We start from the raw sequence: 26,443 nt of genomic DNA on the forward strand, positions 1-26,443 counted from the left end.
ATCCGCTGCGGAGGAGAGCCGCGGGCCGCCGCGGAGCGCACGCCGACCTCGCCCCGCTTGCCCGGCCGGGCCCACCTTACGGAACCGGGCCCGGGCCCCGTCGCAAAAGGACACGGCGGCAGGGGCGCGCGGGCTGCCGCGCAGGGGCTACTGCTTCGCGGCCTGCTTGGCCTTCTTGATCTCGGCGCGCAGGCGGGAGACCTCGTACAGGGTGACGCCGGCGGCGATTCCGGCGTTGAGCGACTCGGTCGAGGCGCTGATCGGAATCGAGACGATCGCGTCGCAGGTCTCGGTGACGAGGCGGGACAAGCCCTTACCCTCGCTGCCGACGACGATCACGATCGGGCGCTCGGCGAAACCGGTGCCGAGGTCGGGCAGCGACACATCGCCATCGCCGGCCAGGCCGAGCACGAACACGCCCTGCGCCTTGAGGGCCTTGAGCGTCTGGGTCAGGTTGCTCGCCATCGCGACGGGCGTTCGGGCGGCGGCGCCGGCGCTGGTCTTCCAGGCTGAGGCGGTGACGCCGACCGAGCGACGCTGCGGAACGATGATGCCGTGGCCGCCGAACGCAGCGGTCGAACGGATGATCGCACCCAGGTTGCGCGGGTCGGTGATGCCGTCGAGGGCCACGAACAACGGCTTATGGCCGCGGCTGATGGTCAGTTCGAGCAACTCCATCGGGTGCGCGTACTCGTAGGCCGGAACCTTGAGCGCGAGGCCCTGGTGCACGGCGTCGCGACCGGCGAGACGGTCAAGCTCGGGGCGCATGACCTCGAGAATGGGGATGTTGCGGCTCGTCGCCATAAGCAGCACCTCTTTAACGCGCTCATCCATTTCGATGCGCGCCGCGATGTACAGAGTCAGCGCCGGAATCTTCGCGCGCAGCGCCTCCAGCACCGAGTTACGGCCGGTGACAATCTCGTGCTCGTCGATCTGCTGGGCGCGACGGGTCGAAGAGCCACCGCCGCCGGTGTTGCCGGTGCCGCGCTGCGGGCCGCCCTGCGATGCGCCGCGGGCACCGCCGCGAGCAGCGGGGCCGCCGCGCGAGCCGCCGCGGTTGGCGGAAGCATCCGCTGCGGGGCGGGAGTTGAAGCCGCCGGCCGCGGTGAAGCGCTCGGCAGCAGCCTTGCGCTTGCCCGCGGGGTGGTACGGACGGTCTTCGGCCTTAGGCGTGGGCTTCTTGCCCTCGAGCGCCTGACGGCCCTGGCCGCCGGAGCCGACTTGGGCTCCACGGCTGCCCTTGCGCACCGCTCCGGTACGCGATTTGCGGTCTAAGTTCTTCATCAGTCAAAGCTCCAATGGGCACCCGACGGGGTGTCTTCGATGGTAATTCCGGCGGCGACGAGTTCGTCCCGGATTCGGTCTGCGGCCGCGTAGTCGCGGTTTTCCCTGGCGAGGTTGCGGTCGCCGAGCAGCCGCTCGACCAACGCACTCAGGGCCACCATGGCCGGTTCGTCCGTCGCCACGGCCCAGCCGGGCGACAAAGGGTTGATTCCCAGCACTTCGCTCATCGCGAGTACTTCACTGCGAGCGGATGCCGCAGCGTGCAGGTCTTCGGCATCCAGCGCGGCGTTTCCGGCCCGCACGGTGTCGTGCAACACGCCGAGCGCCTGCGGAACGGCAAGGTCGTCGTCCATGGCCGCGGCGAACTCGTCGGGCACGACCTCGACGCCACTCCCGGCGAACCGGGTACCGGCGAGGCGCCGGTCTGCACGGTCGAGAAAACTTTCGACGCGCTCGAGGGCCGCTTCGGCCTCGGCCAGGGACCCGTCGTTGTAGTCAATGGTCGAGCGATAGTGGGCCGCGCCGAGAAAATAGCGAACGACGATGGCGCGAGCCTGGTCGAGCAGTTCGGCCGCGAACACGGAATTGCCGAGCGACTTGGACATCTTCTGCCCGTTCACGTTCACCAGGCCGTTGTGCACCCAGTAGTTCGCGAACTCGCTGCCGGCCGCGTTCGACTGAGCCATCTCGTTCTCGTGGTGCGGAAACCGCAGGTCGAGTCCGCCGCCGTGAATGTCGAACCGGTCGCCGAGATAGCGGGCTGCCATAGCCGAGCACTCGATGTGCCAGCCGGGGCGACCAACGCCCCACGGCGATGGCCAGGCGGCTGAGGTCGGCTCGCCCTCCTTGTGGGCCTTCCACAGGGCGAAGTCGTGGGGGTCGCGCTTGCCGCGCGGCGAAGCATCCGCTGCCGCTTCCATATTGCCCGGCGACTGGTGCGTGAGCGCGCCATAGGCGGCCCAGCTCGCACTGGAAAAATACACGTCGGCCGAACCGTCAGCGGCCGGGTAGGCGTTGCCGCGTTCGATCAGGGCGGCGATGAGGGTCTGCATCTCGGTGATGCTCGCCGTCGCGCGCGGCTCGTAGGTGGGGGCAAGAATGCCGAGGCGCTGATAGCCCGCGGTGAACTCCAGCTCGTAGCGGTAGGCCAGCGCCCACCATTGCTCGCTCGAGCCCTTGGCGTTGATCAGAATTTTGTCGTCGATGTCGGTGACGTTGCGCACGAACGTGACGTTCAGTCCACGGTAGCTGAGCCAGCGGCGCAACTGGTCGTAGACCAGGGCGCTGCGCAGGTGACCGATGTGAGGGCTGGACTGCACAGTGGGTCCACACACGTACATTCCGACCTGGCCCGGTTCGAGGGGGACAAAGTCACGCAAGGCCTGGGCCTTCGAATCGTACAGTTGCATGGTCACACCTCCCAGTTTAGGTCAGGGGTCTGACCCGGCTCTGGTGCCGCGGGCGGTAGCGGGTAGAGCAGCGCCGTGGCCGTCGCCGCGACGCCCTCGCCGCGACCGGTGAATCCGAGGGCGTCGGTCGTGGTCGCTGCGATATTGATCGGTGCAGCGAGGATGCCGGCGAGTCGCGTTTCGGCCTCGGCCCGACGCGGCGCGAACTTGGGGCGGTTGCCGATGATCTGCACCGAGACGTTGCCGATCTGGTAGCCGGCGGCTGCGACCAGGCGCACCGTTTCGGTGAGAAAAACGTCGCCGTGGGCGCCGCTGAACCGCGGATCAGTCGTGCCGAACACGCTGCCGATGTCACCGAGACCGGCGGCGCCGAGCAGGGCGTCGCAGATAGCGTGGCAGGCGACGTCGCCGTCGCTGTGCCCGCTGAGGCCGCGCTCCCCCGGCCAATACAGCCCGGCCAGCCAGAGCTCGGTGGTGCCGTCAGGCTCAGTGTCGGCGGCGAAGGCGTGCACGTCAAGGCCGGTCCCGATGCGCGGCAGGAGCGGGAGCAGCGGCGGGGTTGCGGCGGCGTGCAGGATCAAGTCAGCTCGGTCGAGGTCTTCCGGCGTGGTGATCTTGAAGGCGAGGGCGTCGCCGGCAATGACGGAGACCGGGTGACCGGCGTCGGCGACAAGGGCCGCATCGTCGGTGAGCGCCTCGAACCGACCGTTCTGCACGGCCCAGGCGCGGGCAGCGGCGAGCATGGCACGGGGAAATCCCTGCGGGGTCTGGACGGCGGAGAGTTCGGATCGGTCGACGGTGCCGAGGATGGCGCCGGAGGCGGCGACCCGTTTGATGGTGTCCACGACCGGGAGCCCCGGAATGATGCCGTGCCCGGTGGAGCGCACGGCGTCGACGACGGCATCGCACAAGCTGGCGGGGGTGAGAGCACGCGCGGCATCGTGTACGAGCACCACGTCGACACCCGGCAGCAGGGCTGCGACGCCCAGGTCGACGGAGTCCTGGCGGGTGCGTCCGCCGGCAACGATCGTTAGGGCCGCCGCGGGCGACTCGTGACGAGCCGCAGCAGCGGCGGCGATGGCGCGGGCATCCGCTACCCGCTCGCTGGGGGCAACAACGATGATCTGCACGGGCGAACGCATTCCAAAAATGGAATCTAGGACGTGGTCGAGCAGGGGGCGCATATGCAGCAAAACGAATGCTTTAGGTTCGGCGTGCCCCAGACGAATTCCGCTGCCGGCAGCGACGATGATCACGGCAACGGTGGGCGAATCGGGTGAGGGGTCGTCGAGCGGGCTGGCCGGCGGCAGGAGGGGAACAGTCATATCTGGAGGGTATCTATCTGGGCGATGCAGCGGGATGGACAAGCAAAAGGCGGCACCTCGCGGCACCGCCCCTCACGAAGCAAAATAAAGAATCAGGAAGCGAGGACTTCATCCAGAACGGTGGAGGCCCGCTCTTCATCGGTCTTCTCGGCCAGGGCCAACTCGCTGATCAGGATCTGCCGGGCCTTGGCCAACATGCGCTTCTCACCGGCGGACAGGCCGCGGTCCTGGTCACGACGCCACAGGTCGCGCACGACCTCCGATACCTTGATGACATCGCCGCTGGCGAGCTTCTCGAGGTTGGCCTTGTACCGGCGGGACCAGTTGGTGGGCTCCTCAGTGAACGGTGCCCGCAGCACTTCGAACACCTGGTCGAGGCCCTCCTGGCCGATCACGTCGCGCACGCCGACCAGGTCGACGTTCTCGGCGGGAACCTCAATTGTCAGATCACCCTGCGTGACGTTGAGCTTGAGGTAGAGCTTCTCTTCACCCTTGATGATGCGCGTTTTCACCTCGGTGATCGTCGCAGCGCCGTGGTGGGGATAAACAACAGTTTCGCCAACCTCAAACAGCATAGGGATCCCTTCAGCAACGATAAGAATACCACATCAAGGTAGTGCTAAAGTACGCGCGCCCCCGCGAGGCGCGGCGACGACATGTCACCGCCCAGACTCGCCGCTAAGCTAGTGCCAAAGCGAATTCTGCAGCGCCGGCCCACCGTCGAACGCTGCTTCGGTATGGAGGTCTTGTGAGAGCGCGCATCGCTGCATCCGTTGTACTGGCGGCCGGCATTCTGTTGGGCACGAGCGCATGCGGATTTTTCGCACCGCAGGCCACCTCGATCGAATACAACGCGAGCGACGGAGTCAGTGGTGATGTTGGCGAGATCCACATTCGCAACGGTCTGCTGCTCTCGACCGACGGTGAACTGGCGAACCTGATCGTGTCCGTCGTGAACACGACCGACTCCGAGCAGAACCTGGTCGTGCAGTACGAGTCCAGCACCGGCACGGTCACGCAGGATATTCCGGTCGAGGCCAACACGACCGTGACGTTCGGCACCGAGGGTGAAGAATCGGTCATTCTCGAGAACATGGACAGCCAGCCCGGCTCGCTATTTCCGGTGTTCTTCCAGTACGGCGAAGAGACCGGCGTCGAGCTGCTGTTGCCGGTGCTGACCGGCACTCAGGGTGAGTATTCGACCCTGCTGCCGACGCTCGCGCCGACCGAGACCCCCGAGCCGGCTGAGACGCCCGCAGCGTAGGTTTTTCGGCACACTGGCCGCCATTCTCTCGGGGACGGCGGCCTGTTTTATGTCTGCGGCAGCCTGCGCCGCGCGGCCGGCGGGACGCGCGCGGGTGCGCGAATCCACTGCCCGCCTGGTCAAGCGGATGCCGCCCGTCCGTGACTGCTCAGGCCTCGAAGCGGTAACCGAGCCCGCGCACGGTGACGAGCATGGTCGGGTCAGACGGGACCGCCTCAATGCGCGAACGGATGCGTTTAATGTGCACGTCGAGCGTCTTGGTGTCGCCGAAGTAGTCCGTGCCCCAGACCCGGTCGATGAGCTGACCGCGGGTGAGCACCCGGCCGGCGTTGCGCAGTAGGAACTCGAGCAGCTCGAATTCCTTGAGCGGCATATTCACGAGTTCGCCGGACACTGAGACGGCGTGCCGCTCGACGTCCATGCGCACGGTGCCGGCGGCAAGCGTGGTGTCGTCGTCATCGCCGCCCTGATCGTCGTGGCGCCGGAGCACCGCACGGATGCGCGCAACGAGTTCGCGCGTCGAATACGGCTTGGTCACGTAGTCGTCGGCGCCGAGTTCCAGCCCGACGACGATATCGATTTCGGAGTCCTTGGCGGTGAGCATGATGATCGGCACCGTCGACCGGGTGCGGATCTCACGGCACACCTCGGTGCCCGGAATTCCGGGCAGCATGAGGTCGAGCAGGATGAGATCGCTGCCGTTCTGGTCGAATTCGCTGATCGCGCTCGGCCCGTCTTCGGCCACGACGACCTCGTAGCCCTCACGTTCGAGCAGGAAGCTCAGCGGCTCGCTCAGCGCGCTCTCGTCTTCGACCAGAAGGATGCGTGTCATGGTGTGTCTCCTGCGGCCGCACGTGCGGCTGGTTGCGGCTTCTTGGGGCCGGGTTCGATCGGCTGCGCCGCCTCGGGGAGACGGATGGTGAAGGTGGATCCGCTGCCCGGCTGGGACCAGACGCGAATGTCTCCGCCGTGGTTCTGCACGACGTGTTTGACGATGGACAGGCCCAGTCCGGTTCCGCCGGTGTGGCGCGAACGGGCTTGGTCGACCCGGAAAAACCGTTCGAAGACCCGGTCCAGATCGGCCTCGGCAATTCCGACGCCCTGATCGGTGACGGTGATTTCGACGATGCCCTTCTGCAGGCGCACGCCAACGCCCACGCGCGATCCCTCGAGGGAGTAGTTCACCGCGTTGGCGACCAGGTTGTGCACGGCCACGATGAGCAGGGCTTCATCGCCGTAGACGTGGGCACCAGACTTCTTGCCCAGAACAATGGTGATGCGTTCCGCCTCGGCGACGACCCGACTCTGGTCGACGGCCGCGGCGACGATGTCGTCGACGCTGAGATTCTCCGGCTCGGCGAGCACGTCCTGCGCCTGCAGCCGGGACAGTTCAATGATCTCCTGGGTGAGGCGGCCGAGCCTGGCCGACTCGGTCGTTAACCGGTTGGCGAAGCGGCGAACCTGCGCCGGTTCATCCGCTGCCTTGTCGAGCGCCTCGGCGAGCAGACCGACGGAGGCGATCGGGGTCTTCAGTTCGTGGCTGATGTTTGCGACGAAGTCGCGGCGCACCTCGTCGAGGCGGAAGGCTTCGGTGCGGTCTTCGGCCAGGAGCAGCACGTAGCGAGTGCCGAGCCGGGCCAGGCGCACCCGAAACCGCATGCTTGCGTCGCCGAACGGGCCGCGGGAGAGCACGAGGTCTTCGCTGATCGGCTCGCCGGTGCTGCGCACTCGTCGGGCGAGTTCGAGCAGTTCGGGATGCACGAGCTGATGGTTCCAGACCAGACCGAGAGTGAGGGCGCCCGGGCTGGTCTTGATGACGTTGTTGGACGGGTCGAGCACGACGCCGGCGGTCTCGAGGGCGTCGAGCACCTGGTCGATTCCGTCGGGCACGGCTGGGTTGACCACTTCGCTGGCGCGGCGTCCGTGCCGTTCGGCGACGTGCAACAGGGTCACGAAGCCAGCCCCGACGCCGAGGCCGAGTGCCAGCGACAGCAACACCAGCAACGTCGATTCCATAACCTACAGGTTACTGACACTCTGGGGCTCTACTTCGCAGCGAAGGCCGCCGGAGACCTGTACTTTAGAAAGTGTTCAAGACCACGGCACCTGCCGTTAACCTAAATCCGGCATTCTAGGTCGGAGGCCAAGGCGGGTCTCACAGGCCCGTGCGTGCCCGCGCGGCAAGGAAGGACCACAGCATGCGCGACGTATTCCAGCAGGAGCTGGCAGAAGTTCAACAACGATTAGTCGAGATCTCTCGGCTCGTCGCCATCTCGATGGACAAGGCCACTCGCGCCTTCAACGAGAGTGACGTCAGCCTCGCCGAAGAGGCCATCACCGAAGACGAGAAGATCGACGAACTCACGGTCGAGCTCGACGAGCTCGCGATCACCATTTTGGCCCGCCAGCAGCCGGTCGCCCGTGACCTGCGAATTGTCGTGAGTGCCCTGCGCATCAGCGCCTCCCTTGAGCGGATGGGCGACCTTTCGACGCACATCGCCCAGCTGGCCCGCTACCGTTTTCCCGACAAGGTCATTCCCAAGGGGCTGCGCGGCACGTTCGCCGAAATGGGCACGCTCGACGTGGTCATCGCGAATATGCTCACCGAGCTACTCCTGCATCAGGACATGGCCCTCGCCGAGACCATTCGCAATGAAGACGACAAGGTCGACGCGCTGCACGTGAGCGTGTTCGACGCCGTGCTCGGCGAAACCTGGAAGGGGCTCGCCGCCGACACCGTCGATGCGACCCTGGCCAGCCGGTACCACGAGCGATTCGCCGACCACGCGGTGTCCATCGCGAAGAAGGTGCAGTACCTCGGCACGGGGGCCTGGCACCAGGACAACAACGACTGACTTATTGCACGTGAGAGGCCCCGGAGCATGCGCTCGCGGGGCCTTTTGCGTGAAACTGATGCCCCGCCCGGTTGCGGCACGGGTGAGCGCACCCGATATGGGTGGCCGCGCTCGGTTTGGCGGCGCGGCACGCAGGACCGCGCCCGATATCGGTAGCCGCTACGGTAACGGGCGTAGCGCGCACCAGTTTCGGGCGCGCTCATAACCTGCGGGCACATAGAAGGCCCCGGAGCACCTGCTCCGGGGCCTTCTATGGGGGCTACTTCTTGTTGCCCTGGGCTGCGACGGCGGCAGCTCCGGCGGCAGCGGCCTCGGCGTCGAGGTATTCCCCCGGGCCAAGCGGCATGAAGTCTTCGCCGAGCCGATATACCAGCGGGATTCCGGTGGGGATGTTCAGTTCGGCGATGTCGGCGTCGCTGATGCCGTCGAGGTGCTTGACCAGGGCACGCAGGGAGTTGCCGTGCGCGGTCACCAGGACGGTCTTGTTCGCCTGCAGGTCGGGCACGATGTCGGACTGCCAGTAGGGCAGCATCCGCTCGACGACGTCTTTGAGGCATTCGGTGCGGGGAAGGTCGTCGCCGAGGTCGGCGTAGCGCGCGTCGTGCGCCTGCGAGAACTCGCTGGAGTCGTCGAGCACGGGCGGCGGGGTGTCGTAGGAGCGGCGCCACAGCATGAACTGCTCCTGGCCGAACTTGGCCTGGGTGGCCGCCTTGTCGAGGCCCTGCAGTCCGCCGTAGTGGCGTTCGTTGAGGCGCCAGGAGCGCTTGACCGGGATCCACGAGCGGTCGGCTTCTTCGAGCGCGAGGTTCGCCGTCTGGATGGCGCGGGACAGCAGGCTGGTGTGCAGCACGTCGGGCAGTAGGCCGGCGTCCTTGAGCAGTACACCGGCGCGCGCGGCTTCGGTGGCACCCTGCTCGCTGAGGCGAACGTCCACCCAGCCGGTGAACAGGTTCTGCTGATTCCAGGTGCTTTGGCCGTGGCGGAGGAGGACGAGTGTGTAGGGGGCAGACATGTGCCCACTCTATCGAGCGTGCGTGACGCAATTGCGCCGGAGCGCACCCGCCGGCGGGGGCTAATTCAGGAAAACTGGTCACAACGGGTGCCGCCACCCGCGCCTACACGCGGGAAGCAGCATCCGTCACAGAGGATTTCCTGAATAAGCCATCGAAAGTCGGCGAGCCCGGGGACCCTGGAAGGTCAGCGAACGGGGGTGCGAACTCCGAGGCGGGGCAGACGGGGAATGTCGGCGACCGACCCGGCGGACTGCGGCACGATGATCTCCTGGCCGGCCGAGATGGAGATGCCCTCGGACTCGACGTAGAGCGTCGATGCGCCCGGGATGGTGCGCTTGATCACGGCGAGCGCGATCGGTCCGAGCTCATAGTGGATGGCACTCGACGTGATGCTGCCGACAACGACCCGTTCGGGCTCGGCTTCGGGCCGGACGCGGTCGGCCTGCACCGGGTCGCCGGGCGCGGGCAGCACGCCTTCCGACCCGTCGAGGTGCAGCATGACGAGGCGGCGCGGCGGGTGGCCGAGGTTGTGCACCTTGGCCACGGTTTCCTGTCCGCGGTAGCAGCCCTTGCTGAGGTGCACGGCGGTGCGCAGCCAGTCCAGCTCGTGCGGGATGCTCTTCTCATCGACCTCCCGGGCCCGGCGCGGACGCCACGCGGCGATGCGCAGCGCCTCGAGCGCGAGCAGTCCGGCCGATTTTACCAGTGAAGCTGATGCTGCAGCGCCGGTTGGGACTGGGGCGGCCGGGTCGGAGGCGGGCGCGGTTGCGGCGGGCGTGGCGGACTCGGGCCTGACGGTGAGGGCGCCGGCGGCGAGTGCGTCACGCAGGGCGGGGAGGCTGGCGCGGGCCACGAGGGTCTCGGTGTAGGTCCAGCGGGTTCCGGGATGCTCGGGCGCCTCGGCATACTGATAGCCGCCTCGGGCGACAGTGGCCCAAGGATCCAGCCAGGTCAGCGGCACGCCGTTCGGGGCGGCGGCGGTGATGCCAACGGAGGCGGGGGCATCCGTCATGGCGCCGATGGTGGCGTAGGCGAGGGTGTGGTCGACGACCTGCACCCGCAGCATGAACTTCATGCGGTCGAGGAAGGTTTGCAGGCCGGGCAGCTCGGCGGCCTCAACGAGGAGCCAGGTTTCGACGCCGTCATCGAGCACGCGGACGGCGTACTGAAGGTGTCCGTTGGGGTCGAGCAACAGCATCTCGGTGGATTCGCCGGGGGCGAGGGTTTTGAGTTCCTGGCTGGCGATGGAGTTGAGCCAGCTGAGACGGTCGGGGCCGGCGACGGAAAGCACGCCGCGGTGCGAGAGGTCGACGATGGCGTGTCCGGCAACGAGCGAGCGTTGTTCGATCATGGGGTTGCCGTAGTGCGCGGCGACGCCGGCATCGATTCCCGCGGACTGCACCGCGCCGGGCAGTCCGAGCAGCGGTGAGACGGTTGTTGCCGGGTCAGTCATGGCACTCAATTCTGCCGATCCGGGTTGACGGTCGGCGATCGTGCTTGGGGGCGTGCTCGTTGGCACGGCTCATGCACTAACAACACTACGGCCCGCGGATTTATTCGACAGGCGTGGGGCGTCGGATGACTCGTGGCACTCGTTCACGTTGAGAACACTCCTACGAACAAGTCCCGCCAGCCTTTACCAGTGCCACGACGCGTCGGCAACCCAGATGGCACAGAAGCAGGGCTAGGAGACCCGGGCGAGGCGGCCGGAGGCGTGGGTGCGCAGGTCCTGGCCCAGGGCGGCGATGTCCCAGGCCCAAAGCAGGTCATTGTCGACCAAGCCGTAGAGGCGGGTGGCGGCCGCGTAGGGCTTGGATCCGGCGGTGCGCAGCACGGCATCCGTGGCGAGGTCGATACGGGGGCCCTTTACCTGGCCGAGGTAGAGTTCGGCGACGCCGCCGGGATGCACGAGCGTGACCTCGATGTCGAAACCACCGTCACGATTGCGCAACGTTTCAACGGCCGCCGCCGAGGTGAACGGGCGCTCCCCCATGCCCGGCAGCATGCCGGGCCCCGGGTCGCCGTCACTCTGGTGACGACTGAGCCGCCAATACCCGGTTTCGGTGACCAGCGGGAGCTTCTCGTCGGACAGCATCTCGGGCGGCAGCGTCGGGGCCGGCGTGGCGACATCCGTTTCAGAGGGAACGTTTTGTTCAGCCAAAGCGGATGCGGCATCCGCCTCAAAAGCAGCGCCAGAACCAGAAGCGCCCTCGGACTCGGGCACAGCGGTATCCGATTTAGAGGCGGCCGCAGCCAGCGGCTCCAGCCAGGTATACGAGCTGTAGTTCAGGTGCGGCAGACCGTCGTGGCTGAAGCTGATGCGGTGGCCGAAGGTACGGCTGACCGACTCCTCGCCGATTTTGTATTCGAGCACACCGGAACCTTCCCAGACTCCGATCAACCAGGAGAGTGGAACAAGTTCGGACGGCAAACCGACCGGAAGGTCAAACATGCGTACTTACCGCTGCCCCCGGAACAGCTTGAAAACGACCATGCCGGATACCCAGGCGATCGACAAGCTGGCCAGTCCGAGCAGGCCTAAAAAGAAAAGTTCCAGTGCTAACAGATCCATGCTGCGAGTCTAGCGGGAGCTCAGAGCAGAGCGACCACAATCGTCGCCGCGACGAGGATCACGAGGGCGCCGGCGATGCTCAGCGTGACCCGTTTCACGTAACCTTCTTTGGTTCCGGTGGCGATCTGCAGTCCGAGCGTGACGAGCGTGCAGCCGGCCAGGGTGAGCCCGAACCAGCCGAGCGCCGACGCCGGCGTGGCGAGCAATCCGGTGAGAATGGCCCCCACAATCGCCAGTAACCACACGGTCGCGATCGTTCTCCAGTGCCAGCTCACGTCTCTATTGTGCCTGAACGGTCGCATCCCGTGGCACGCTAGTATGAAATTCGAGACACTTGGAGGGCGCCCGTGGCGCAGTTGTTGATCCTGACCTCGGCGGCCAACAATGACGTACTCCCCGCCCTGGCGTTGCTGTCACACAGCGCGAAACTGATTCCCGCCCAAGCGGATCAGCTCCTTCACGCCCCGGATTCTGATCTGATTTTGGTGGATGCCCGCAGCAACCTTGCCGCGGCCAAGTCGCTCTGCCAGATTCTGCGCACGATGGGCACCATTACTCCCCTGCTTCTCGTCATCACCGAGGGCGGACTGGCCGCGGTCAGTCCGGACTGGGGCGTCGACGATGTCATTCTCGACACGGCCGGCCCAGCCGAAGTGGATGCCCGTATCCGCCTGAGCATCGGCCGGCTCGCCCAGACGGTGCCCTCGAACACGATCCGCGCGGCCGGAGTCGTGATCGACGAGGCGAGCTACTCGGCCAAGGTGCACGGAAAACCGCTCGACCTCACCTATAAGGAGTTCGAACTGCTGCGGTTCCTGGCCGCGCATCCGTCACGGGTGTTCACCCGTGAACAGCTCTTGAGCGAGGTTTGGGGCTACGACTATTTCGGCGGCACTCGCACGGTCGACGTGCACGTGCGGCGCCTGCGCGCCAAGCTGGGCGACCAGGAATCGCTCATCGGCACCGTACGCAACGTCGGCTACCGGTTCAATGTGCACGAGGAAAACGATGAGCGAGTTCCCAATTCTCTCCGCGCTTAGTAAAACGGATGCCGCCGGGCTGACCGAATTCCACCGCATCGCCGCGGAGGCGCTCGCCTTCGACGGCTACGCGCCCTTCAACGAGCAGGGGCTGTTCGACCTGCACAGCGGCCTGCGGACCGCCTATTTGGTGCGATCGAACGACCTTCTGGTGGGGGCGGCGCTGGCTGGGCGCGGCGAAATCGACCTGGTTATTACGCCGGAGTGTCGCCGACGCGGGTACGGACGGGCGGCATGGGGCGAACTCGGCGCGCTCGAGCCCGGCGAAGTGACCGCGTGGTCGCACGGCGACCACCCCGGCGCGCGCGCCCTGGCGGTCGAGCTGAACTTCGTCGCGGTGCGAACCCTTTTGGAATTGCGCAAGACATTGGCGGACACCATGGAGTCGGCATCCGTTTCCCTGGATGGCGCAGGCATTTCGGCATTTCGGCCAGGCCTGGACGATGCGGAGTGGGTTGACCTGAACGCGCTCGTGTTTGCGACGCACCCGGAACAGGGCGCTATTACCGAGGCCGACCTGGCAGCGCGACAGGCCGAGTCGTGGTTCAGCAGCGACGACTTTCTGATTCTGCGGGACGTTGAGGGTCGCATGATCGGCTACAACTGGCTGAAAATTGACGGGGCGATCGGCGAGATCTATGTGATCGGGGTGTATCCGGATGCCGCCGGTCACGGCTTCGGCCGCGCGCTCATGCAGGCGGGGCTTCAGCGCTTGCACGCTGCCGGCTGCAGTACAGCCGCCCTCTACGTGGAGGCCGACAGCGCCGGCGCCGTGCACCTGTATCGGTCGCTCGGTTTCACCGACCACACGGTCGACGTGCAGTACCGCCGCCTCGCCGGCTGAGGCCATTTCATCCGGTCGGAGCCGACTCGCAGGGTAACACCGGCGAGTTAATCTGGGCGACGCGCCGAAAAGTCAACGGCTCAGAGAATATTTCGTCAGACGTTCACCCGGTTCGTCGCGGTGGCGTGACCAAGGGTGTCAGGATGGACAGATGGACGGCGAAATCACTCAAGCGGACTCGGGTCTCGGAACGGACTTCGATGACGACTTCGACCCACTCTTCTCAAAACTCGATCCGGCGCTGCCCGACGACCGTTACCTCGACCGCGAGCTGAGCTGGCTCGCCTTCAACCAGCGCGTGCTCGAACTGGCCGAGGACGAGTCCCTTCCGGTGCTGGAACGCACCAACTTTCTCGCCATCTTCGCCAGTAACCTCGACGAATTCTTCATGGTGCGCGTCGCCGGCCTGAAGCGCCGCATCCTCACCGGTCTGGCCGTTCCGACGAACGTCGGCCGGGCCCCGCAGGACGTACTGAGCGACATCTCGGCGGCCGCCCACGCCCTGCAGGATCGCCACGCCCTCGCTTTTCAGAACCTCGTGCGGCCCGCCCTCGCCACGGCCGGCGTCGACGTCGTCGACTGGCAGAGCCTCGGCGACGCCGACCGTCGCTCGCTGCGCACCTACTTCTCCAACCAGATATTTCCGGTGCTGATGCCCCTGGCCGTCGACCCCGCGCATCCGTTCCCCTATATCTCCGGCCTCTCCCTCAACCTGGCCGTGCGGGTGCGCAACACCAAAACGGGCAAGCAAGAGTTCGCCCGGCTCAAGGTGCCACCGATGCTGCCGCGCTTCGTGCGGGTCGACCGCACCGAGTCGGTCGATCGCATCCGCTATATCGCGCTCGAAGACCTCATCGCCAACCAGCTCGGCGACCTGTTTCCGGGCATGGAAATTCTGGAACACCACGTGTTTCGGGTCACCCGTAACGAAGACGTCGAAATCGACGAGGACGAAACCGAGAACCTGATCAAAGCTCTCGAGAAGGAGCTGCTGCGGCGCCGGTTCGGCCCGCCCATTCGACTGGAGATCACCGAGGACATGGACGAGGTCACCCTCGGGCTGCTCGTGCGCGAACTCGACGTGACCGAGCAGGAGGTCTACCACCTGCCGGCGCCGCTCGACCTCGGCGGGCTGTTCGACCTGCGCATCGACCGCCCCGACCTGCACTTCGCCAAGCACTTACCGACCACGGCCGCGCAGCTGCTGCCGAGCGAGCCGAACGCCGAGCAGGACATCTTTACGGCGGTCGCACGGCGCGACGTGCTGCTGCACCACCCCTACGAGTCATTCGCCACGAGCGTGCAGGCGTTTCTGGAGCAGGCCGCGGCCGACCCGAACGTGCTCGCCATTAAACAGACGCTGTACCGCACAAGCGGAGACAGCCCCATCGTCGAGGCGCTCATCGCCGCCGCCGACAGCGGCAAGCAGGTGCTCGCCCTGGTCGAGATCAAGGCACGGTTCGACGAGCAGGCCAACATCACCTGGGCACGCAAGCTGGAAAAGGCCGGCGTGCACGTCGTCTACGGACTGGTCGGCCTCAAGACGCACTGCAAGCTCGCCCTCGTGGTGCGCTACGAGAAGGGCGTTTTGCGGCACTACAGCCACATCGGCACCGGAAACTACAACCCGAAGACCAGCCGCATCTACGAAGACCTCGGCTTGCTGACAGCGGATGCCCAGGTCGGCAAGGACCTCACCCGCCTGTTCAACGAGTTGTCGGGTTACGCCATCGAGAAGAAGTTCAAGCGACTGCTCGTGGCTCCCCTGCATTTGCGCAAGGCCCTGCTCAAGCAGATCCAGGCGGAAACCGACAACGCCCTCTCGGGGGCGACCAGCGGCATCCGCATCAAGGTCAACTCGATGGTCGACGAGGACATCATCGACGCGCTGTACCGGGCCAGCCAGGCCGGCGTGCACGTCGACGTCTGGGTGCGCGGCATTTGCAGCCTCAAGCCGGGCGTTCCCGGCATGAGCGAGAATATTCGGGTGCGGTCGATTCTCGGCCGGTACCTCGAGCACTCGCGCATCTTCTCCTTTCACAACCTCGGGGACACGCAGGTGTTCATCGGCAGCGCCGACATGATGCACCGCAACCTCGACCGCCGGGTGGAGGCGCTCGTGCGACTGGTCGACCCGGAACATCTGCTCGAGATCGAGGCGCTGTTCGAACGGGCCATGGACGATCGAACCTCCAGTTGGTGGCTCGATGACACCGGTCACTGGACCCGCCACGACGTCGACGAGAACGGCGTGCACCTCAGCGACATGCAGAACCGGTTGATGCAGCAGATCAGTGCCCGCAAACGACCGCCGGCGCGGCGCTGATGGCGGTCAAGACCACCGACCCGAACGTGTACGCCGCCGGAGCCGTCTGCTGGCGCCTGATCGACGGCCGCATGCACGTGCTGCTCATTCACCGCACCGTGCACGGCGATGTCACCATCCCCAAGGGCAAGGTGGATCCTGGCGAGTCACTGCCCCGCACCGCGGTCCGCGAGGTCGCGGAAGAGACCGGGCTGGACGTGGCGCTCGGGGTTCCGCTCGGGGTGTCGCACTACGACATGCCCGACGGCCGCACCAAGATTGTGCACTACTGGGCCGCCGAAATCACGCCGGACGCGATCGCGCGGTCAACCTTCGTTCCCAACGGTGAGGTCGCCGCGATCGAGTGGGTGACCATCAAAAAGGCCCGCAGCTACCTGAGCTACCCGGCCGATGTCGAGATTCTCGAGACGTTCTCCGCCCTCGTCGAGTCCGGCGTCACCCGCACGTTCGCGCTGATCGCGCTGCGCCATGGCAAGGCCGCGCCGCGCACCGGCGCCGGCCCCGATGCGCGTCGTCCACTGACGGCACGCGGGGTCACGCAGGCAACGGACCTCGTGGCCACGATCACGGCCTGGCGCCCGCTGCGCATTATCTCGAGCACGGCCGTGCGGTGCGTCACGACGGTGGCTCCGCTCGCCGCCGCTACGGGCATCCCGATCAAGCAGACGGATCTGATCTGCCAGGACGCGCTCGAAAGCGGTGAAGCGGATGTTCGCTCCATCGTCGGCAAGCGCGTACGCTCCCGCAAAACCGCTGTTTTGTGCAGCCACGGTCCGGTGCTGCCTGAGATCATGCGGGAAATCGCGTTGGCTACCGGGAGTCAGCCGACCACGGCGCTGTTCGACGCCGCAGACCTCGACACCGGCGGGTTCTCGATCGTGCACCTGTCGTCGGAGAACCCGGCCGCGGGCATCCTGGCCATCGAGACGTTCCGCGCGACCGCCTGACCCGCTTTTCGCGGGGGGCGCTCGCTTTGGTCGACGGCGGTCTCGCGAAGCGGCGCTACGGGATCGGGACCGGGGTGATGCCGAACTGGGCGAGGCCGGCTACGCCGCCGTCTTCGGCGGTGAGCACCCAGATGCCGTCCTTGTGCACGGCAATGCTGTGTTCCCAGTGCGCTGCTGCCTTGCCGTCGCTGGTGGCGACGGTCCAGTCGTCGTCCCGGGTGTAGGTATCGATCGATCCGAGCACGACCATCGGCTCGATCGCGACGACGAGGCCCGGCTTCACATCCGGACCCTTGGGGCGTACGCGGTAGTTGAACACGGGCGGAGCCTCGTGCATCGAACGGCCGATGCCGTGGCCGACATAGTCGGTCAGGATTCCGTAGCTGCCCTGCGACTCCACGTAATCTTCGATGGCTTCGCCGACCTCGTTCAGGTGGCGTGCGGTGTGCAGCCGGGCGATGCCGTGCCACAGGGACTGCTCGGTGACATCGGACAGCTTCTGACGCTCGGCCACGACCTCGGGCCGCGACGCGTCCGGCAGCACGAAGCTGAACGCGGCGTCGCCGTTCCAGCCCTCGATAATGGCTCCGCTGTCGATCGAGACGATGTCACCGGCCGCGAGGCGTCGCCCGGAGGGGATGCCGTGCACGACGTCGTCGTTCACTGAGGCGCACACAGTGTGGTGATATCCGGCTTCGAGCTTGAAGTTCGGCTTGCCGCCGAGCGCGACGATGGCGGCCTCGGCCGCAGCGTCGAGTTCGAGGGTTGTGGCCCCGATCACCATGGCCGCGCGGGCGGCCGCGAGCGATGCCGCGGTGGCCAGGCCCGGCGCGACCATGAGGCGCAGCTGGGCGGGGTTCTTGTAGATGGAACGACGAAAACTCACTGATTTCCTACAAACTAGCTCCGAGAAGGGGAGCGATCTTTTCTTATTTACGTGGTGGTGCAGATGATGATGGGCCGAGTCAGGCCCGGCCCCAAACGGGTATTAGAGCGTGCTGCTGTCGGGGCGCAGGCCGCCCTCGGCCAGGGCCGCGAGAATGCGGTCGGTGACCGCCTCAACGGCACCGAGGCCATCGATCGTGACGACGAGGCCACGAGCGCTGTACACATCGATCAGCGGAGCGGTCTGCTCCGCGTAGACGTCCAGACGATGACGGATGACGTCGGCCGTATCGTCCGCGCGGCCCTGCTCGGCCGCACGCTTCAGCAGCCGCGCGACGACCTCGTCAGTGTCGGCGGTGATGAGAACGACGAAGTCGAGCTGGGTACCCGCTGCACTTAGCAGACGGTCGAGCTCAGCGACCTGGTCGGTCGTGCGCGGGTAGCCGTCAAGCAGAAAGCCGTCGGCAGCATCCGCTTCGTTGAGCCGGTCAGCGACAATGGCGTTGGTGAGGGTGTCGGGAACGTATGCCCCGGCGTCCATGAACGACTTGACCTCGATCCCCAGCGGGGTGTTGTTGGTCACGTTGTAGCGAAAAATGTCGCCGGTGGAGATGGCGGGAATATCGAAGGCGAGCGCCAAGCGCTCCGCCTGGGTGCCTTTGCCAGCGCCGGGCGGGCCGATCAGTAGTAAGCGCGTCATTTAAGAAGCCCCTCATAGTGTCGCTGTTGCAGTTGCGAGTCGATCTGCTTGACCGTCTCGAGCCCCACGCCGACGATGATGAGAATGCTCGCGCCGCCGAACGGAAAGTTCTGGTCGGCGCCGATAACCGAGAATGCTACGAGTGGAATCAAGGCGATAAAGCCCAGGTAGAGCGAGCCCGGAAGCGTGATGCGGGTCAGCACGAAGTCGAGGTACTCGGCGGTCGGGCGGCCGGCGCGGATGCCGGGAATGAATCCGCCATACTTCTTCATATTGTCGGCGACTTCTTCGGGGTTGAACGTGATCGCCACGTAGAAGTAGGTGAAGCCGATGATCAGGAAGAAGTACATGGCCATGTACAGCGGCTGGTCCCCACCGGTGAGGTTGTTGGAGATCCAGACGACCCAGGCCGGAGCCTCGGTGCCAGCGGCCGGCTGGTTGAACTGCGCAAGCAGGGCGGGCAGGTACAGCAGAGAGGAGGCGAAGATGACGGGGATCACGCCGGCCATGTTGACCTTGATCGGAATATAGGTGTTGTTGCCGCCGTAGGTGCGGCGCCCCACCATGCGTTTGGCGTACTGCACCGGAATTCGCCGCTGGGATTGCTCGACGAAGACCACGCCGGCGACCACCAGAATTCCGACGATCAGCACGATGATGAGGGTGTCGAGGCCCTGCTGCTGCCCGATGGAGCCGAGCGATCCGGGGAACAAAGCTGCGATCGAGATAAAGATCATGAGCGACATGCCGTTGCCGACGCCGCGTTCGGTGACGAGCTCACCCATCCACATGATGACGCCGGTGCCGGCGGTCATCGTGATGACCATGAGCATGATGGCGTACCAGGCGTCGTTGGTGATCAGTTGCGTGCACTCGGTGCTGGCGGATGTGCCAAACAGGGCGCCGCTGCGGGCGACAGTGATCAACGTGGTCGACTGCAGAATGCCGAGGGCGATCGTGAGGTACCGGGTGTACTGGGTCAGTGTGCTCTGACCGGAGGCACCCTCCTTGTAGAGGGTGTCGAAGTGGGGGATGACCACGCGCAGCAGCTGCACGATGATCGAGGCCGTGATGTACGGCATAATGCCGAGGGCGAACACGCTGAGCTGGAGCAGGGCGCCACCGCTGAACAGGTTGACGAGCTCGTAGAGGCCGCTCGATCCCTGGTTGGCTGCCAGACACATCTGCACGTTGCCGAAGTCCACGAACGGGGCCGGGATGAACGAGCCCAGGCGGAACAGAGCAATAATGCCCAGGGTGAAGCCGATCTTCTTGCGAAGGTCGGGTGTGCGGAAGATCCGCGCAATGGCGCTGAACAAAAAGGCCTCCAGATATTTACGCAGACCGACCCGCGCGGGTCGACTTAAAACGATCGAGCTTGTCGAATCACACCAAACGATTTAACTCGATTGACGGATTCGACAAGCTCGATGGAGCGTCTACGGGTTTACTTTACAGTTCCGCCCGCGGCAACAATTTTCTGCTCAGCTGAAGCAGAGACCTTGTCGACCGTCACGTTCAGCTTAACGGTAATCTCACCGGTACCGAGAACCTTGACTTTTTCGTTGTCACGAACCGCACCCTTGGCGATCAGGCTGGCGATGGTGACATCGCCGCCGTTCGGGTAGAGCAGTTCGAGCTTTTCCAGGTTGACAACCTGGTACTCGACGCGGAACGGGTTCTTGAATCCACGCAGTTTCGGGGTGCGCATGTGCAGAGGCATCTGCCCACCCTCGAAGCCGACGCGTACGCTGTAACGCGCTTTCGTGCCCTTGGTGCCTCGACCCGCGGTTTTACCCTTGGATCCTTCACCACGGCCAACGCGCATGCGGGCCTTCTTCGCTCCGGGAGCCGGGCGAAGGTGGTGTACCTTCAGCACGTGCTCGCGGGGCTCAGTCGGCTCGGCTGCAACGGGGGCCTTCTTCGGTGCTGCGGCCTTTTTGGGGGCAGCGGCCTTCTTCGCGGCGGGCTTGTCGGCTACCTTGGTAGCTTCCTTCTCGTCAGCCATTAGTCAATCTCCTCGACCTTTACGAGGTGAGCGACGGTGTTGACGTAGCCACGGTTCTGCGAGTTGTCCTCGCGGATCGTAACGGCGCCAATGCGTCGCAGACCCAAGCTGCGAAGAGTGTCGCGCTGGTTCTGCTTCTCACTAATTTTGGACTTGATCTGTGTGATCTTCAGCTGGGCCATCAGGCACCTGCCTTCGCGGTTGCGGCTGCTGCAGCTGCAGCAGCGTCGGCACGCAGGAAACGGGCCGGAGCCACGTCTTCATAGGCCAGGCCGCGGCGAGCCGCAACCGCACGCGGCTCTTCGAGCTGGTGCAGTGCCTCGACCGTGGCGTGCACGATGTTGATGGTGTTCGACGAACCGAGCGACTTGCTCAGCACGTCGTGGATGCCAGCGCATTCGAGTACGGCGCGCACCGGGCCACCGGCGATAACGCCGGTACCTGCTGCTGCCGGACGAAGCAGAACGACGCCGGCTGCGGCCTCACCCTGTACGGGGTGAGGGATGGTCAGGCCAACGCGAGGAACGCGGAAGAAGTTCTTCTTCGCCTCTTCGACGCCCTTGGAGATAGCGGTCGGGACCTCGCGGGCCTTACCGTATCCAACGCCGACCAGTCCGTTACCGTCGCCGACAACGACGAGAGCGGTGAAGCTGAAGCGACGACCACCCTTGACGACCTTCGACACGCGGTTGATGGTGACGACGCGCTCCAGGAACTGGCTCTTGTCGGCATCGCGGCTTCCGCGGTCCTTGTTCGGGTTGCGCTCACGGCCACCACGACGAGCCTCGCGGGGCTCGTTCTGCGGCGGGGTCGTGGACGCAGCGGTTTCAACCGGTGCAACCGCTTCGGCAGCAACAGGTGCTGTGGTTTCGATCTTTTCAGTGCTCACAGGTTCAATCCACCCTCTCGAGCTCCTTCAGCGATGGCTGCGACGCGTCCTGCGTACTTGCTGCCACCACGGTCAAATACAACGGCTTCGATGCCGGCGGCTTTCGCACGTTCAGCAACGAGCTCACCGACCTTGCGGGCCTTGGCGGTCTTGTCACCATCGAAGGTGCGCAAGTCCGTTTCGAGCGTGGATGCCGACGCAAGGGTGAATCCCTTGCTGTCGTCGACGACCTGCACGAATACGTGGCGAGCCGAGCGCGTGACGACGAGGCGCGGGCGAAGCGCCGTTCCCTCGATCTTCTTGCGAAGACGGGTGTGTCGACGTCCGCGGGCGGCGGCCTTGCTCTTGCCTCTAGTTCCGAGTCCCATGGCTACTTACCGCTCTTTCCGGCCTTGCGGCGAACAATCTCGCCGGCGTAACGCACACCCTTGCCCTTGTAGGGCTCTGGCTTGCGAATCTTACGGATGTTGGCGGCAACCTCGCCGACGGCCTGCTTGTCGATTCCGCTGACCGTGAGCTTGTTGACGCTCTCCACGGTCAGAACGATGCCGACGGGCGGCTCGACGACGACCGGGTGCGAGAAGCCGAGGGCGAACTCAACAGAGGTGCCCTTCTGCGCCGCGCGGTAACCGGTACCGACGATTTCGAGACCCTTGGTGTAACCAACGGTTACGCCGATGATCTGGTTGTTGATCAGGGTGCGAGTCAGACCGTGCAGCGAACGCGACTGGCGTTCGTCGTTCGGACGGGTGACGAGAACGTGACCGTCCTCGATCGACACCGTGATGGGGTTGGAAACGACGAGCGCGAGCTCGCCCTTCGGGCCCTTGACGGAGACGGCCTGGCCGTCAGCCACAACCGTGACCCCGGCAGGGATCGGGATGGGGAGTCTTCCAATACGTGACATTCTCAGTTACCACACGTAGGCGAGAACTTCTCCGCCTACGCCCTTCTTCTCAGCCTGGCGGTCGGTAAGCAAACCGCTGGAGGTGGACAGGATGGCAACGCCGAGGCCGCCGAGAACCGTGGGGATCTCAGTCGACTTTGCGTACACGCGCAGGCCGGGCTTGGAAACCCGCTTGATGCCGACGATGGAACGCTCACGGTTCGGACCGAACTTGAGGTCCAGCGTGAGGGTCTTGCCTACTGTTGCATCCTTGACGGTCCAGGCAGAGATATAACCCTGTGCCTTGAGGATGTCAGCGATGTGCGCTTTCAATTTGCTATGCGGCATCGACACTGTGTCGTGGTACGCCGAGTTAGCGTTGCGCAGTCTGGTCAGCATGTCTGCGACCGGATCTGTCATTGTCATTTTGTGGTGCCTTTCTCGCCTGGTTTCATCATCCGTTACGCGAATGACGACCTGTGGTGGTGAGGAAACCGATCGGTTGAACGGCTTCCGGGGTGAAAATCTGTGTGCGCCTGGCATTTCTGCAGGGCGGGGCCAACCATGAGTTGGGAGCTCGCAAGCGCAAGCTCCCAACTCTAGTTGAAAAACGCTACTTCTGTGCGTCGGCCGTCTTGAACGGGAAGCCGAGCGCCTTGAGCAGCGCGCGACCCTCATCGTTGGACTTCGCGGTCGTAACAACCGTGATGTCCATACCGCGAACGCGGTCAATGCGGTCCTGGTCGATTTCGTGGAACATAACCTGCTCGGTCAGACCGAAGGTGTAGTTGCCCGCACCATCGAACTGCTTGTCGGACAGGCCGCGGAAGTCACGGATGCGAGGAAGGGCCAGGCTGAGCAGCCGGTCCAGGAACTCCCACATGCGGTCGCCACGAAGGGTGACGTGGGCGCCGATGGGCTGTCCCTCACGCAGTTTGAACTGCGCGATGGACTTGCGAGCCTTGGTGACCTGCGGCTTCTGGCCGGTGATCTTGGTGAGGTCAGAAACCGCACCGTCCATCACCTTGCCGTCGCGTGCTGCTTCTCCGACACCCATGTTGACGACAATCTTCGTCAGGGTGGGGATACGGTGCACGTTGGTGAAGCCGAGTTCCTCGGAGAGCTTGGCACTGATCTCATCGCGGTACTTCTGCTTCAGACGCGGCAGGGCCTTGACGGGCGCGGTGCCCTCAGGGGCGGTGCCGGTAACGGTGTCAGTCATTAGAGGTCCTTCCCTGACTTCTTGGCGTAACGAATGCGGACCGTCTTGGTGACGCCGTCCTTCGTTACCTCTTCCTGGCGGAAACCGACGCGGGTCGGCTTCTTGGTCTCCGGGTCGACGATGGCAACGTTGGACACGTGGATGGCGGCTTCGAAGGTCTCGATGCCACCCGTCTTGGTGCCGCGCTGGGTCTGTCCGACGCGAACGTGCTTGGTCACGAAGTTGATGCCCTCAACGAGGACACGGTTCTTCTCGACGTCGACGGAGATGATCTTGCCCTGCTTGCCACGGTCTCCGCCGCGAGCCTGGCTGCGGCCGCTGATGACCTGTACGAGGTCACCCTTTTTGATTCTGGCCATGATTAAATAACCTCCGGTGCCAGCGAGATGATCTTCATGAACTTCTTGTCGCGAAGCTCGCGACCGACCGGTCCGAAGATTCGGGTGCCGCGGGGGTCACCGTCTGCCTTCAAGATCACTGCAGCGTTCTCATCGAACTTGATGTAGGAGCCGTCTGGACGACGGGTTTCCTTCTTGGTGCGAACGATGACAGCTTTGACGATGTCACCCTTCTTGACGTTTCCGCCCGGGATTGCATCCTTGACCGTGGCGACGATGACGTCGCCCAGGCCGGCGTAACGACGGCCGGAGCCACCGAGAACGCGGATGGTCAAGAGTTCCTTGGCGCCGCTGTTGTCGGCAACCCGTACTCGTGATTCTTGCTGAAGCACTTTATAACTCCTTTACGTCAAGTAAGCGCGAGGCTTACTTGGCCTTCTCAAGAATCTCGACCAGGCGCCAGCGCTTGGAGGCGCTAAGCGGACGGGTCTCACTGATCAGGACCAGGTCGCCGATGCCGGCGGAGTTCGCCTCATCGTGCGCCTTCAGCTTGGATGTACGGCGGATGACCTTACCGTACAACGGGTGCTTCACGCGGTCTTCGACAACGACAATGATGGTTTTGTTCATCTTGTCGCTGGTCACGTAACCACGCAGCGTCTTGCGGTAACCGCGAACGAGAGCTTCTGCCTCGGCTGCGACGACCGTTTCGTCAGTCTTCGCCATGACTAGGCCTCCTTCGTCTCGACGGTCTCGGCTGCAGCGTCGTCCGTGGACTCGTCTGCGGCCTTGGCCTTCTTGGTTTTCTTGTCGGCCTTCTCAGCCTTGGCCGGAGCCGGGGCTACGACCGGGGTTGCACGAATGCCCAGCTCGCGCTCACGGAGAACCGTGTAGATGCGAGCGATGTCGCGCTTGACCGCGCGGAGGCGGCCGTGGCTCTCGAGCTGACCGGTGGCCGACTGGAAGCGCAGGTTGAACAGCTCTTCCTTGGCCTTCTTCAGCTCTTCGAACAGCTTCTCATTGTCAAAAGTGTCGAGCTCGACTGGGGCGAGCTCCTTGGTTCCGATCGCCATTATGCGTCGCCCTCCTCGCGCTTGATGATGCGTGCCTTGAGGGGCAGCTTGTGAATTGCACGGGTAAGTGCCTCTTTCGCAACGGCGTCGGTGACACCACTGAGCTCGAAGAGAACGCGTCCCGGCTTGACGTTGGCAACCCACCACTCGACCGAACCCTTACCGGAACCCATGCGGGTTTCGGCCGGCTTCTTGGTCAGCGGGCGGTCGGGGTAGATGTTGATCCACACCTTTCCACCACGCTTGATGTGACGTGTCATAGCGATACGAGCGGACTCGATCTGACGGTTGGTCACGTACGCGGGGGTCAGCGCCTGGATGCCATAGTCACCGAAGGAGACCGTGGTGCCACCAGTAGCGTGGCCGGTACGACCCGGGTGGTGCTGCTTGCGGTGCTTGACTCTACGTGGAATCAACATTATTTAGCCTCAACTCCTGCTGCGACCGGTGCCGCTGCCGGAGCATCTGCACGAGGTGCACGGCGCGGTCGATCGTCACGACGCTCGGGGCGGGACGACTTAGCGTTGGCCTGCTCGCGAGCGAGTTCCTTGTTGGTGATGTCGCCCTTGTAGATCCAGACCTTCACGCCGATGCGGCCGAAGGTGGTCTTGGCTTCGTAGAAGCCGTAGTCGATGTTCGCGCGAAGCGTGTGCAGGGGCACCCGGCCTTCGCGGTAGAACTCGCTGCGGCTCATCTCGGCGCCACCCAGACGACCGGACACCTGGATACGAACACCCTTGGCGCCGGCGCGCTGTGCGCCCTGCAGGCCCTTACGCATCGCGCGGCGGAAGGCCACACGTGCGCTGAGCTGCTCGGCAATACCCTGCGCGACCAGCTGGGCATCCTGCTCGGGGTTCTTGACCTCGAGGATGTTCAGCTGAATCTGCTTGGCGGTGAGCTTCTCCAGGTCAGAGCGGATGCGCTCGGCCTCCGCGCCGCGGCGACCAATCACAATGCCCGGACGGGCAGTGTGGATGTCAACGCGAACGCGGTCACGAGTGCGCTCGATTTCGATGCGGCTGACGCCGGCACGGTCGAGGCTGGTGCTCAGCAGGCGACGGATCTTGACGTCTTCTGCGACAAAGTCAGCGTAACGCTGACCCGGCTTGGTCGAGTCAGAGAACCAACGCGATACGTGATCGGTGGTGATTCCCAGACGGAAGCCATAGGGGTTTACTTTCTGACCCATTACTTCGTACCCTCCTCAGGAGTGGTGAGCACAACCGTGATGTGGCTGGTGCGCTTCTTGATTTCGAATGCGCGACCCTGGGCACGAGCCTGGAAACGCTTGAGGGTCGTACCCTCGTCAACGAATGCCCGGCTGATGAACAGGTCCTGCTCGTCCAGATACGTGTTGGCTGCATCTGCCTTGACCCGGGCGTTGGCGATGGCCGAGGCCACCAGCTTGTACACCGGATCGGATGCGCCCTGGGGCGCAAACTTCAGAATTCCCAGCGCTTCATGCGCCTGCTTGCCGCGGATCATGTCAACGACGCGACGAGCCTTCTGGGGGGTAACGCGGATGTGACGCACGCGTGCGATCGACTCCACCATTTCTTCTCC

The 26,443-nt window shown here is 64.7% G+C and carries 33 protein-coding genes; 6 read left to right on the top strand and 27 right to left on the bottom strand.

The genetic code is table 11. From position 1 onward, the window contains the following. Positions 1-147: 147 nt before the first annotated feature. The 4 genes from rlmB to E3O11_RS10745 all read right to left on the bottom strand — a co-directional run bounded on the left by rlmB (position 148) and on the right by E3O11_RS10745 (position 4,593). Positions 148-1,284 (bottom strand): 23S rRNA (guanosine(2251)-2'-O)-methyltransferase RlmB, encoded by a 1,137-nt coding sequence (gene rlmB, locus E3O11_RS10730; protein WP_092451103.1) that lies wholly within the window; start codon positions 1,282-1,284, stop codon positions 148-150. Continuing rightward, on the bottom strand, positions 1,284-2,699 hold the full coding sequence (cysS, locus tag E3O11_RS10735) for a cysteine--tRNA ligase (RefSeq protein ID WP_092451105.1): 1,416 nt from the start codon (positions 2,697-2,699) through the stop codon (positions 1,284-1,286). The genes rlmB and cysS overlap by 1 nt, the downstream gene beginning before the upstream one ends. Beyond that, positions 2,696-4,018 carry a 2-C-methyl-D-erythritol 4-phosphate cytidylyltransferase gene (ispD, locus tag E3O11_RS10740; protein WP_092451107.1) on the bottom strand — a complete coding sequence of 441 codons (1,323 nt, stop codon included), beginning with the start codon at positions 4,016-4,018 and terminating at the stop codon, positions 2,696-2,698. Before ispD ends, cysS begins: the two co-directional genes overlap by 4 nt. Before the next feature lie 92 nt (positions 4,019-4,110). Further along, positions 4,111-4,593 (bottom strand): CarD family transcriptional regulator, encoded by a 483-nt coding sequence (locus tag E3O11_RS10745; protein ID WP_092451109.1) that lies wholly within the window; start codon positions 4,591-4,593, stop codon positions 4,111-4,113. Positions 4,594-4,766: 173 nt separating this feature from the next. On the opposite strand from E3O11_RS10745, the gene E3O11_RS10750 reads away from it, so the two are divergent. Next, positions 4,767-5,282 (top strand): hypothetical protein, encoded by a 516-nt coding sequence (locus tag E3O11_RS10750; protein WP_092451111.1) that lies wholly within the window; start codon positions 4,767-4,769, stop codon positions 5,280-5,282. A 148-nt stretch (positions 5,283-5,430) separates the two neighbouring features. On the opposite strand, the gene E3O11_RS10755 is transcribed toward E3O11_RS10750, so the two are convergent. After that, a complete protein-coding gene (locus E3O11_RS10755) occupies positions 5,431-6,114 on the bottom strand; it encodes a response regulator transcription factor (RefSeq protein ID WP_092451113.1) in 684 nt (227 codons plus the stop codon). Further along, positions 6,111-7,298 carry a sensor histidine kinase gene (locus E3O11_RS10760; RefSeq protein ID WP_092451115.1) on the bottom strand — a complete coding sequence of 396 codons (1,188 nt, stop codon included), beginning with the start codon at positions 7,296-7,298 and terminating at the stop codon, positions 6,111-6,113. Before E3O11_RS10760 ends, E3O11_RS10755 begins: the two co-directional genes overlap by 4 nt. A 182-nt stretch (positions 7,299-7,480) precedes the next feature. Between E3O11_RS10760 and phoU the strand changes: the two genes are divergently transcribed. Further along, on the top strand, positions 7,481-8,137 hold the full coding sequence (gene phoU / locus E3O11_RS10765) for a phosphate signaling complex protein PhoU (protein WP_092451117.1): 657 nt from the start codon (positions 7,481-7,483) through the stop codon (positions 8,135-8,137). 259 nt (positions 8,138-8,396) lie between these two features. Here phoU and E3O11_RS10770 read toward each other — a convergent pair whose 3' ends face one another. From E3O11_RS10770 to E3O11_RS10785, 4 genes are all read right to left on the bottom strand, one after another. Continuing rightward, on the bottom strand, positions 8,397-9,149 hold the full coding sequence (locus E3O11_RS10770) for a phosphoglyceromutase (RefSeq protein WP_092451119.1): 753 nt from the start codon (positions 9,147-9,149) through the stop codon (positions 8,397-8,399). Positions 9,150-9,334: 185 nt separating this feature from the next. Next, positions 9,335-10,603 (bottom strand): CAF17-like 4Fe-4S cluster assembly/insertion protein YgfZ, encoded by a 1,269-nt coding sequence (gene ygfZ / locus E3O11_RS10775; RefSeq protein WP_092451121.1) that lies wholly within the window; start codon positions 10,601-10,603, stop codon positions 9,335-9,337. 231 nt (positions 10,604-10,834) lie between these two features. After that, positions 10,835-11,602: a heme-binding beta-barrel domain-containing protein gene (locus E3O11_RS10780; RefSeq protein WP_092451123.1), complete on the bottom strand. Its 768-nt coding sequence runs from the start codon at positions 11,600-11,602 to the stop codon at positions 10,835-10,837. 140 nt (positions 11,603-11,742) lie between these two features. Next, positions 11,743-11,997: a hypothetical protein gene (locus E3O11_RS10785; RefSeq protein ID WP_092451125.1), complete on the bottom strand. Its 255-nt coding sequence runs from the start codon at positions 11,995-11,997 to the stop codon at positions 11,743-11,745. 72 nt (positions 11,998-12,069) lie between these two features. Between E3O11_RS10785 and E3O11_RS10790 the strand changes: the two genes are divergently transcribed. The 4 genes from E3O11_RS10790 (at position 12,070) to E3O11_RS10805 (ending at position 16,879) form a co-directional block, all read left to right on the top strand. After that, positions 12,070-12,762, top strand: a complete 693-nt coding sequence (locus tag E3O11_RS10790; RefSeq protein WP_092451197.1) for a response regulator transcription factor — start codon at positions 12,070-12,072, stop codon at positions 12,760-12,762. Continuing rightward, positions 12,731-13,606 carry a mycothiol synthase gene (mshD, locus tag E3O11_RS10795; protein WP_158251590.1) on the top strand — a complete coding sequence of 292 codons (876 nt, stop codon included), beginning with the start codon at positions 12,731-12,733 and terminating at the stop codon, positions 13,604-13,606. Before E3O11_RS10790 ends, mshD begins: the two co-directional genes overlap by 32 nt. 151 nt (positions 13,607-13,757) lie before the next feature. After that, entirely contained in the window at positions 13,758-15,932 is a 2,175-nt protein-coding gene (locus E3O11_RS10800; RefSeq protein WP_092451129.1) for an RNA degradosome polyphosphate kinase, read from the top strand. Continuing rightward, positions 15,932-16,879, top strand: coding sequence for an NUDIX hydrolase (locus E3O11_RS10805; RefSeq protein ID WP_092451131.1), 948 nt, complete (start codon positions 15,932-15,934; stop codon positions 16,877-16,879). Before E3O11_RS10800 ends, E3O11_RS10805 begins: the two co-directional genes overlap by 1 nt. A gap of 55 nt (positions 16,880-16,934) precedes the next feature. Here E3O11_RS10805 and map read toward each other — a convergent pair whose 3' ends face one another. From map to rplV, 17 genes are all read right to left on the bottom strand, one after another. Then, positions 16,935-17,765, bottom strand: a complete 831-nt coding sequence (gene map / locus E3O11_RS10810) for a type I methionyl aminopeptidase (protein WP_233195092.1) — start codon at positions 17,763-17,765, stop codon at positions 16,935-16,937. 102 nt (positions 17,766-17,867) lie between these two features. Beyond that, positions 17,868-18,464, bottom strand: coding sequence for an adenylate kinase (locus E3O11_RS10815; protein ID WP_092451133.1), 597 nt, complete (start codon positions 18,462-18,464; stop codon positions 17,868-17,870). Continuing rightward, entirely contained in the window at positions 18,461-19,783 is a 1,323-nt protein-coding gene (secY, locus tag E3O11_RS10820; protein ID WP_092451135.1) for a preprotein translocase subunit SecY, read from the bottom strand. Before secY ends, E3O11_RS10815 begins: the two co-directional genes overlap by 4 nt. 128 nt (positions 19,784-19,911) lie before the next feature. Beyond that, positions 19,912-20,472, bottom strand: a complete 561-nt coding sequence (gene rplO / locus E3O11_RS10825; RefSeq protein WP_092451137.1) for a 50S ribosomal protein L15 — start codon at positions 20,470-20,472, stop codon at positions 19,912-19,914. Continuing rightward, positions 20,472-20,654: a 50S ribosomal protein L30 gene (gene rpmD, locus E3O11_RS10830; protein WP_066597599.1), complete on the bottom strand. Its 183-nt coding sequence runs from the start codon at positions 20,652-20,654 to the stop codon at positions 20,472-20,474. The genes rplO and rpmD overlap by 1 nt, the downstream gene beginning before the upstream one ends. Next, positions 20,654-21,361, bottom strand: coding sequence for a 30S ribosomal protein S5 (gene rpsE, locus E3O11_RS10835; protein WP_369831234.1), 708 nt, complete (start codon positions 21,359-21,361; stop codon positions 20,654-20,656). Before rpsE ends, rpmD begins: the two co-directional genes overlap by 1 nt. After that, complete coding sequence (gene rplR / locus E3O11_RS10840; RefSeq protein WP_092107252.1) at positions 21,358-21,729, bottom strand: 50S ribosomal protein L18; 372 nt, start codon at positions 21,727-21,729, stop codon at positions 21,358-21,360. The genes rpsE and rplR overlap by 4 nt, the downstream gene beginning before the upstream one ends. A gap of 2 nt (positions 21,730-21,731) precedes the next feature. Then, positions 21,732-22,268 (bottom strand): 50S ribosomal protein L6, encoded by a 537-nt coding sequence (gene rplF, locus E3O11_RS10845; RefSeq protein ID WP_092451139.1) that lies wholly within the window; start codon positions 22,266-22,268, stop codon positions 21,732-21,734. 6 nt (positions 22,269-22,274) lie between these two features. Next, complete coding sequence (gene rpsH, locus E3O11_RS10850) at positions 22,275-22,673, bottom strand: 30S ribosomal protein S8 (RefSeq protein WP_092107248.1); 399 nt, start codon at positions 22,671-22,673, stop codon at positions 22,275-22,277. Between the two features lie 187 nt (positions 22,674-22,860). Continuing rightward, positions 22,861-23,469 carry a 50S ribosomal protein L5 gene (rplE, locus tag E3O11_RS10855; protein ID WP_092451141.1) on the bottom strand — a complete coding sequence of 203 codons (609 nt, stop codon included), beginning with the start codon at positions 23,467-23,469 and terminating at the stop codon, positions 22,861-22,863. Continuing rightward, positions 23,469-23,828: a 50S ribosomal protein L24 gene (gene rplX / locus E3O11_RS10860; protein ID WP_092451143.1), complete on the bottom strand. Its 360-nt coding sequence runs from the start codon at positions 23,826-23,828 to the stop codon at positions 23,469-23,471. The genes rplE and rplX overlap by 1 nt, the downstream gene beginning before the upstream one ends. 2 nt (positions 23,829-23,830) lie before the next feature. After that, the gene (rplN, locus tag E3O11_RS10865; protein ID WP_092451145.1) at positions 23,831-24,199 is read right to left on the bottom strand and encodes a 50S ribosomal protein L14; all 369 of its coding nucleotides are present in this window, start codon (positions 24,197-24,199) and stop codon (positions 23,831-23,833) included. Between the two features lie 34 nt (positions 24,200-24,233). After that, positions 24,234-24,533: a 30S ribosomal protein S17 gene (rpsQ, locus tag E3O11_RS10870; RefSeq protein ID WP_092451147.1), complete on the bottom strand. Its 300-nt coding sequence runs from the start codon at positions 24,531-24,533 to the stop codon at positions 24,234-24,236. 2 nt (positions 24,534-24,535) lie between these two features. After that, a complete protein-coding gene (gene rpmC / locus E3O11_RS18460; RefSeq protein ID WP_092451149.1) occupies positions 24,536-24,880 on the bottom strand; it encodes a 50S ribosomal protein L29 in 345 nt (114 codons plus the stop codon). Continuing rightward, positions 24,880-25,299 (bottom strand): 50S ribosomal protein L16, encoded by a 420-nt coding sequence (gene rplP, locus E3O11_RS10880; RefSeq protein WP_092451151.1) that lies wholly within the window; start codon positions 25,297-25,299, stop codon positions 24,880-24,882. The genes rpmC and rplP overlap by 1 nt, the downstream gene beginning before the upstream one ends. Continuing rightward, on the bottom strand, positions 25,299-26,069 hold the full coding sequence (gene rpsC, locus E3O11_RS10885; protein WP_092107240.1) for a 30S ribosomal protein S3: 771 nt from the start codon (positions 26,067-26,069) through the stop codon (positions 25,299-25,301). Before rpsC ends, rplP begins: the two co-directional genes overlap by 1 nt. Further along, positions 26,069-26,434, bottom strand: a complete 366-nt coding sequence (gene rplV / locus E3O11_RS10890) for a 50S ribosomal protein L22 (protein WP_092339439.1) — start codon at positions 26,432-26,434, stop codon at positions 26,069-26,071. Before rplV ends, rpsC begins: the two co-directional genes overlap by 1 nt. Positions 26,435-26,443 lie beyond the last annotated feature (9 nt).

It is taken from the genome of Cryobacterium levicorallinum (genome assembly GCF_004402405.1).
GTDB classification, from domain to species: Bacteria; Actinomycetota; Actinomycetes; order Actinomycetales; family Microbacteriaceae; genus Cryobacterium; species Cryobacterium levicorallinum.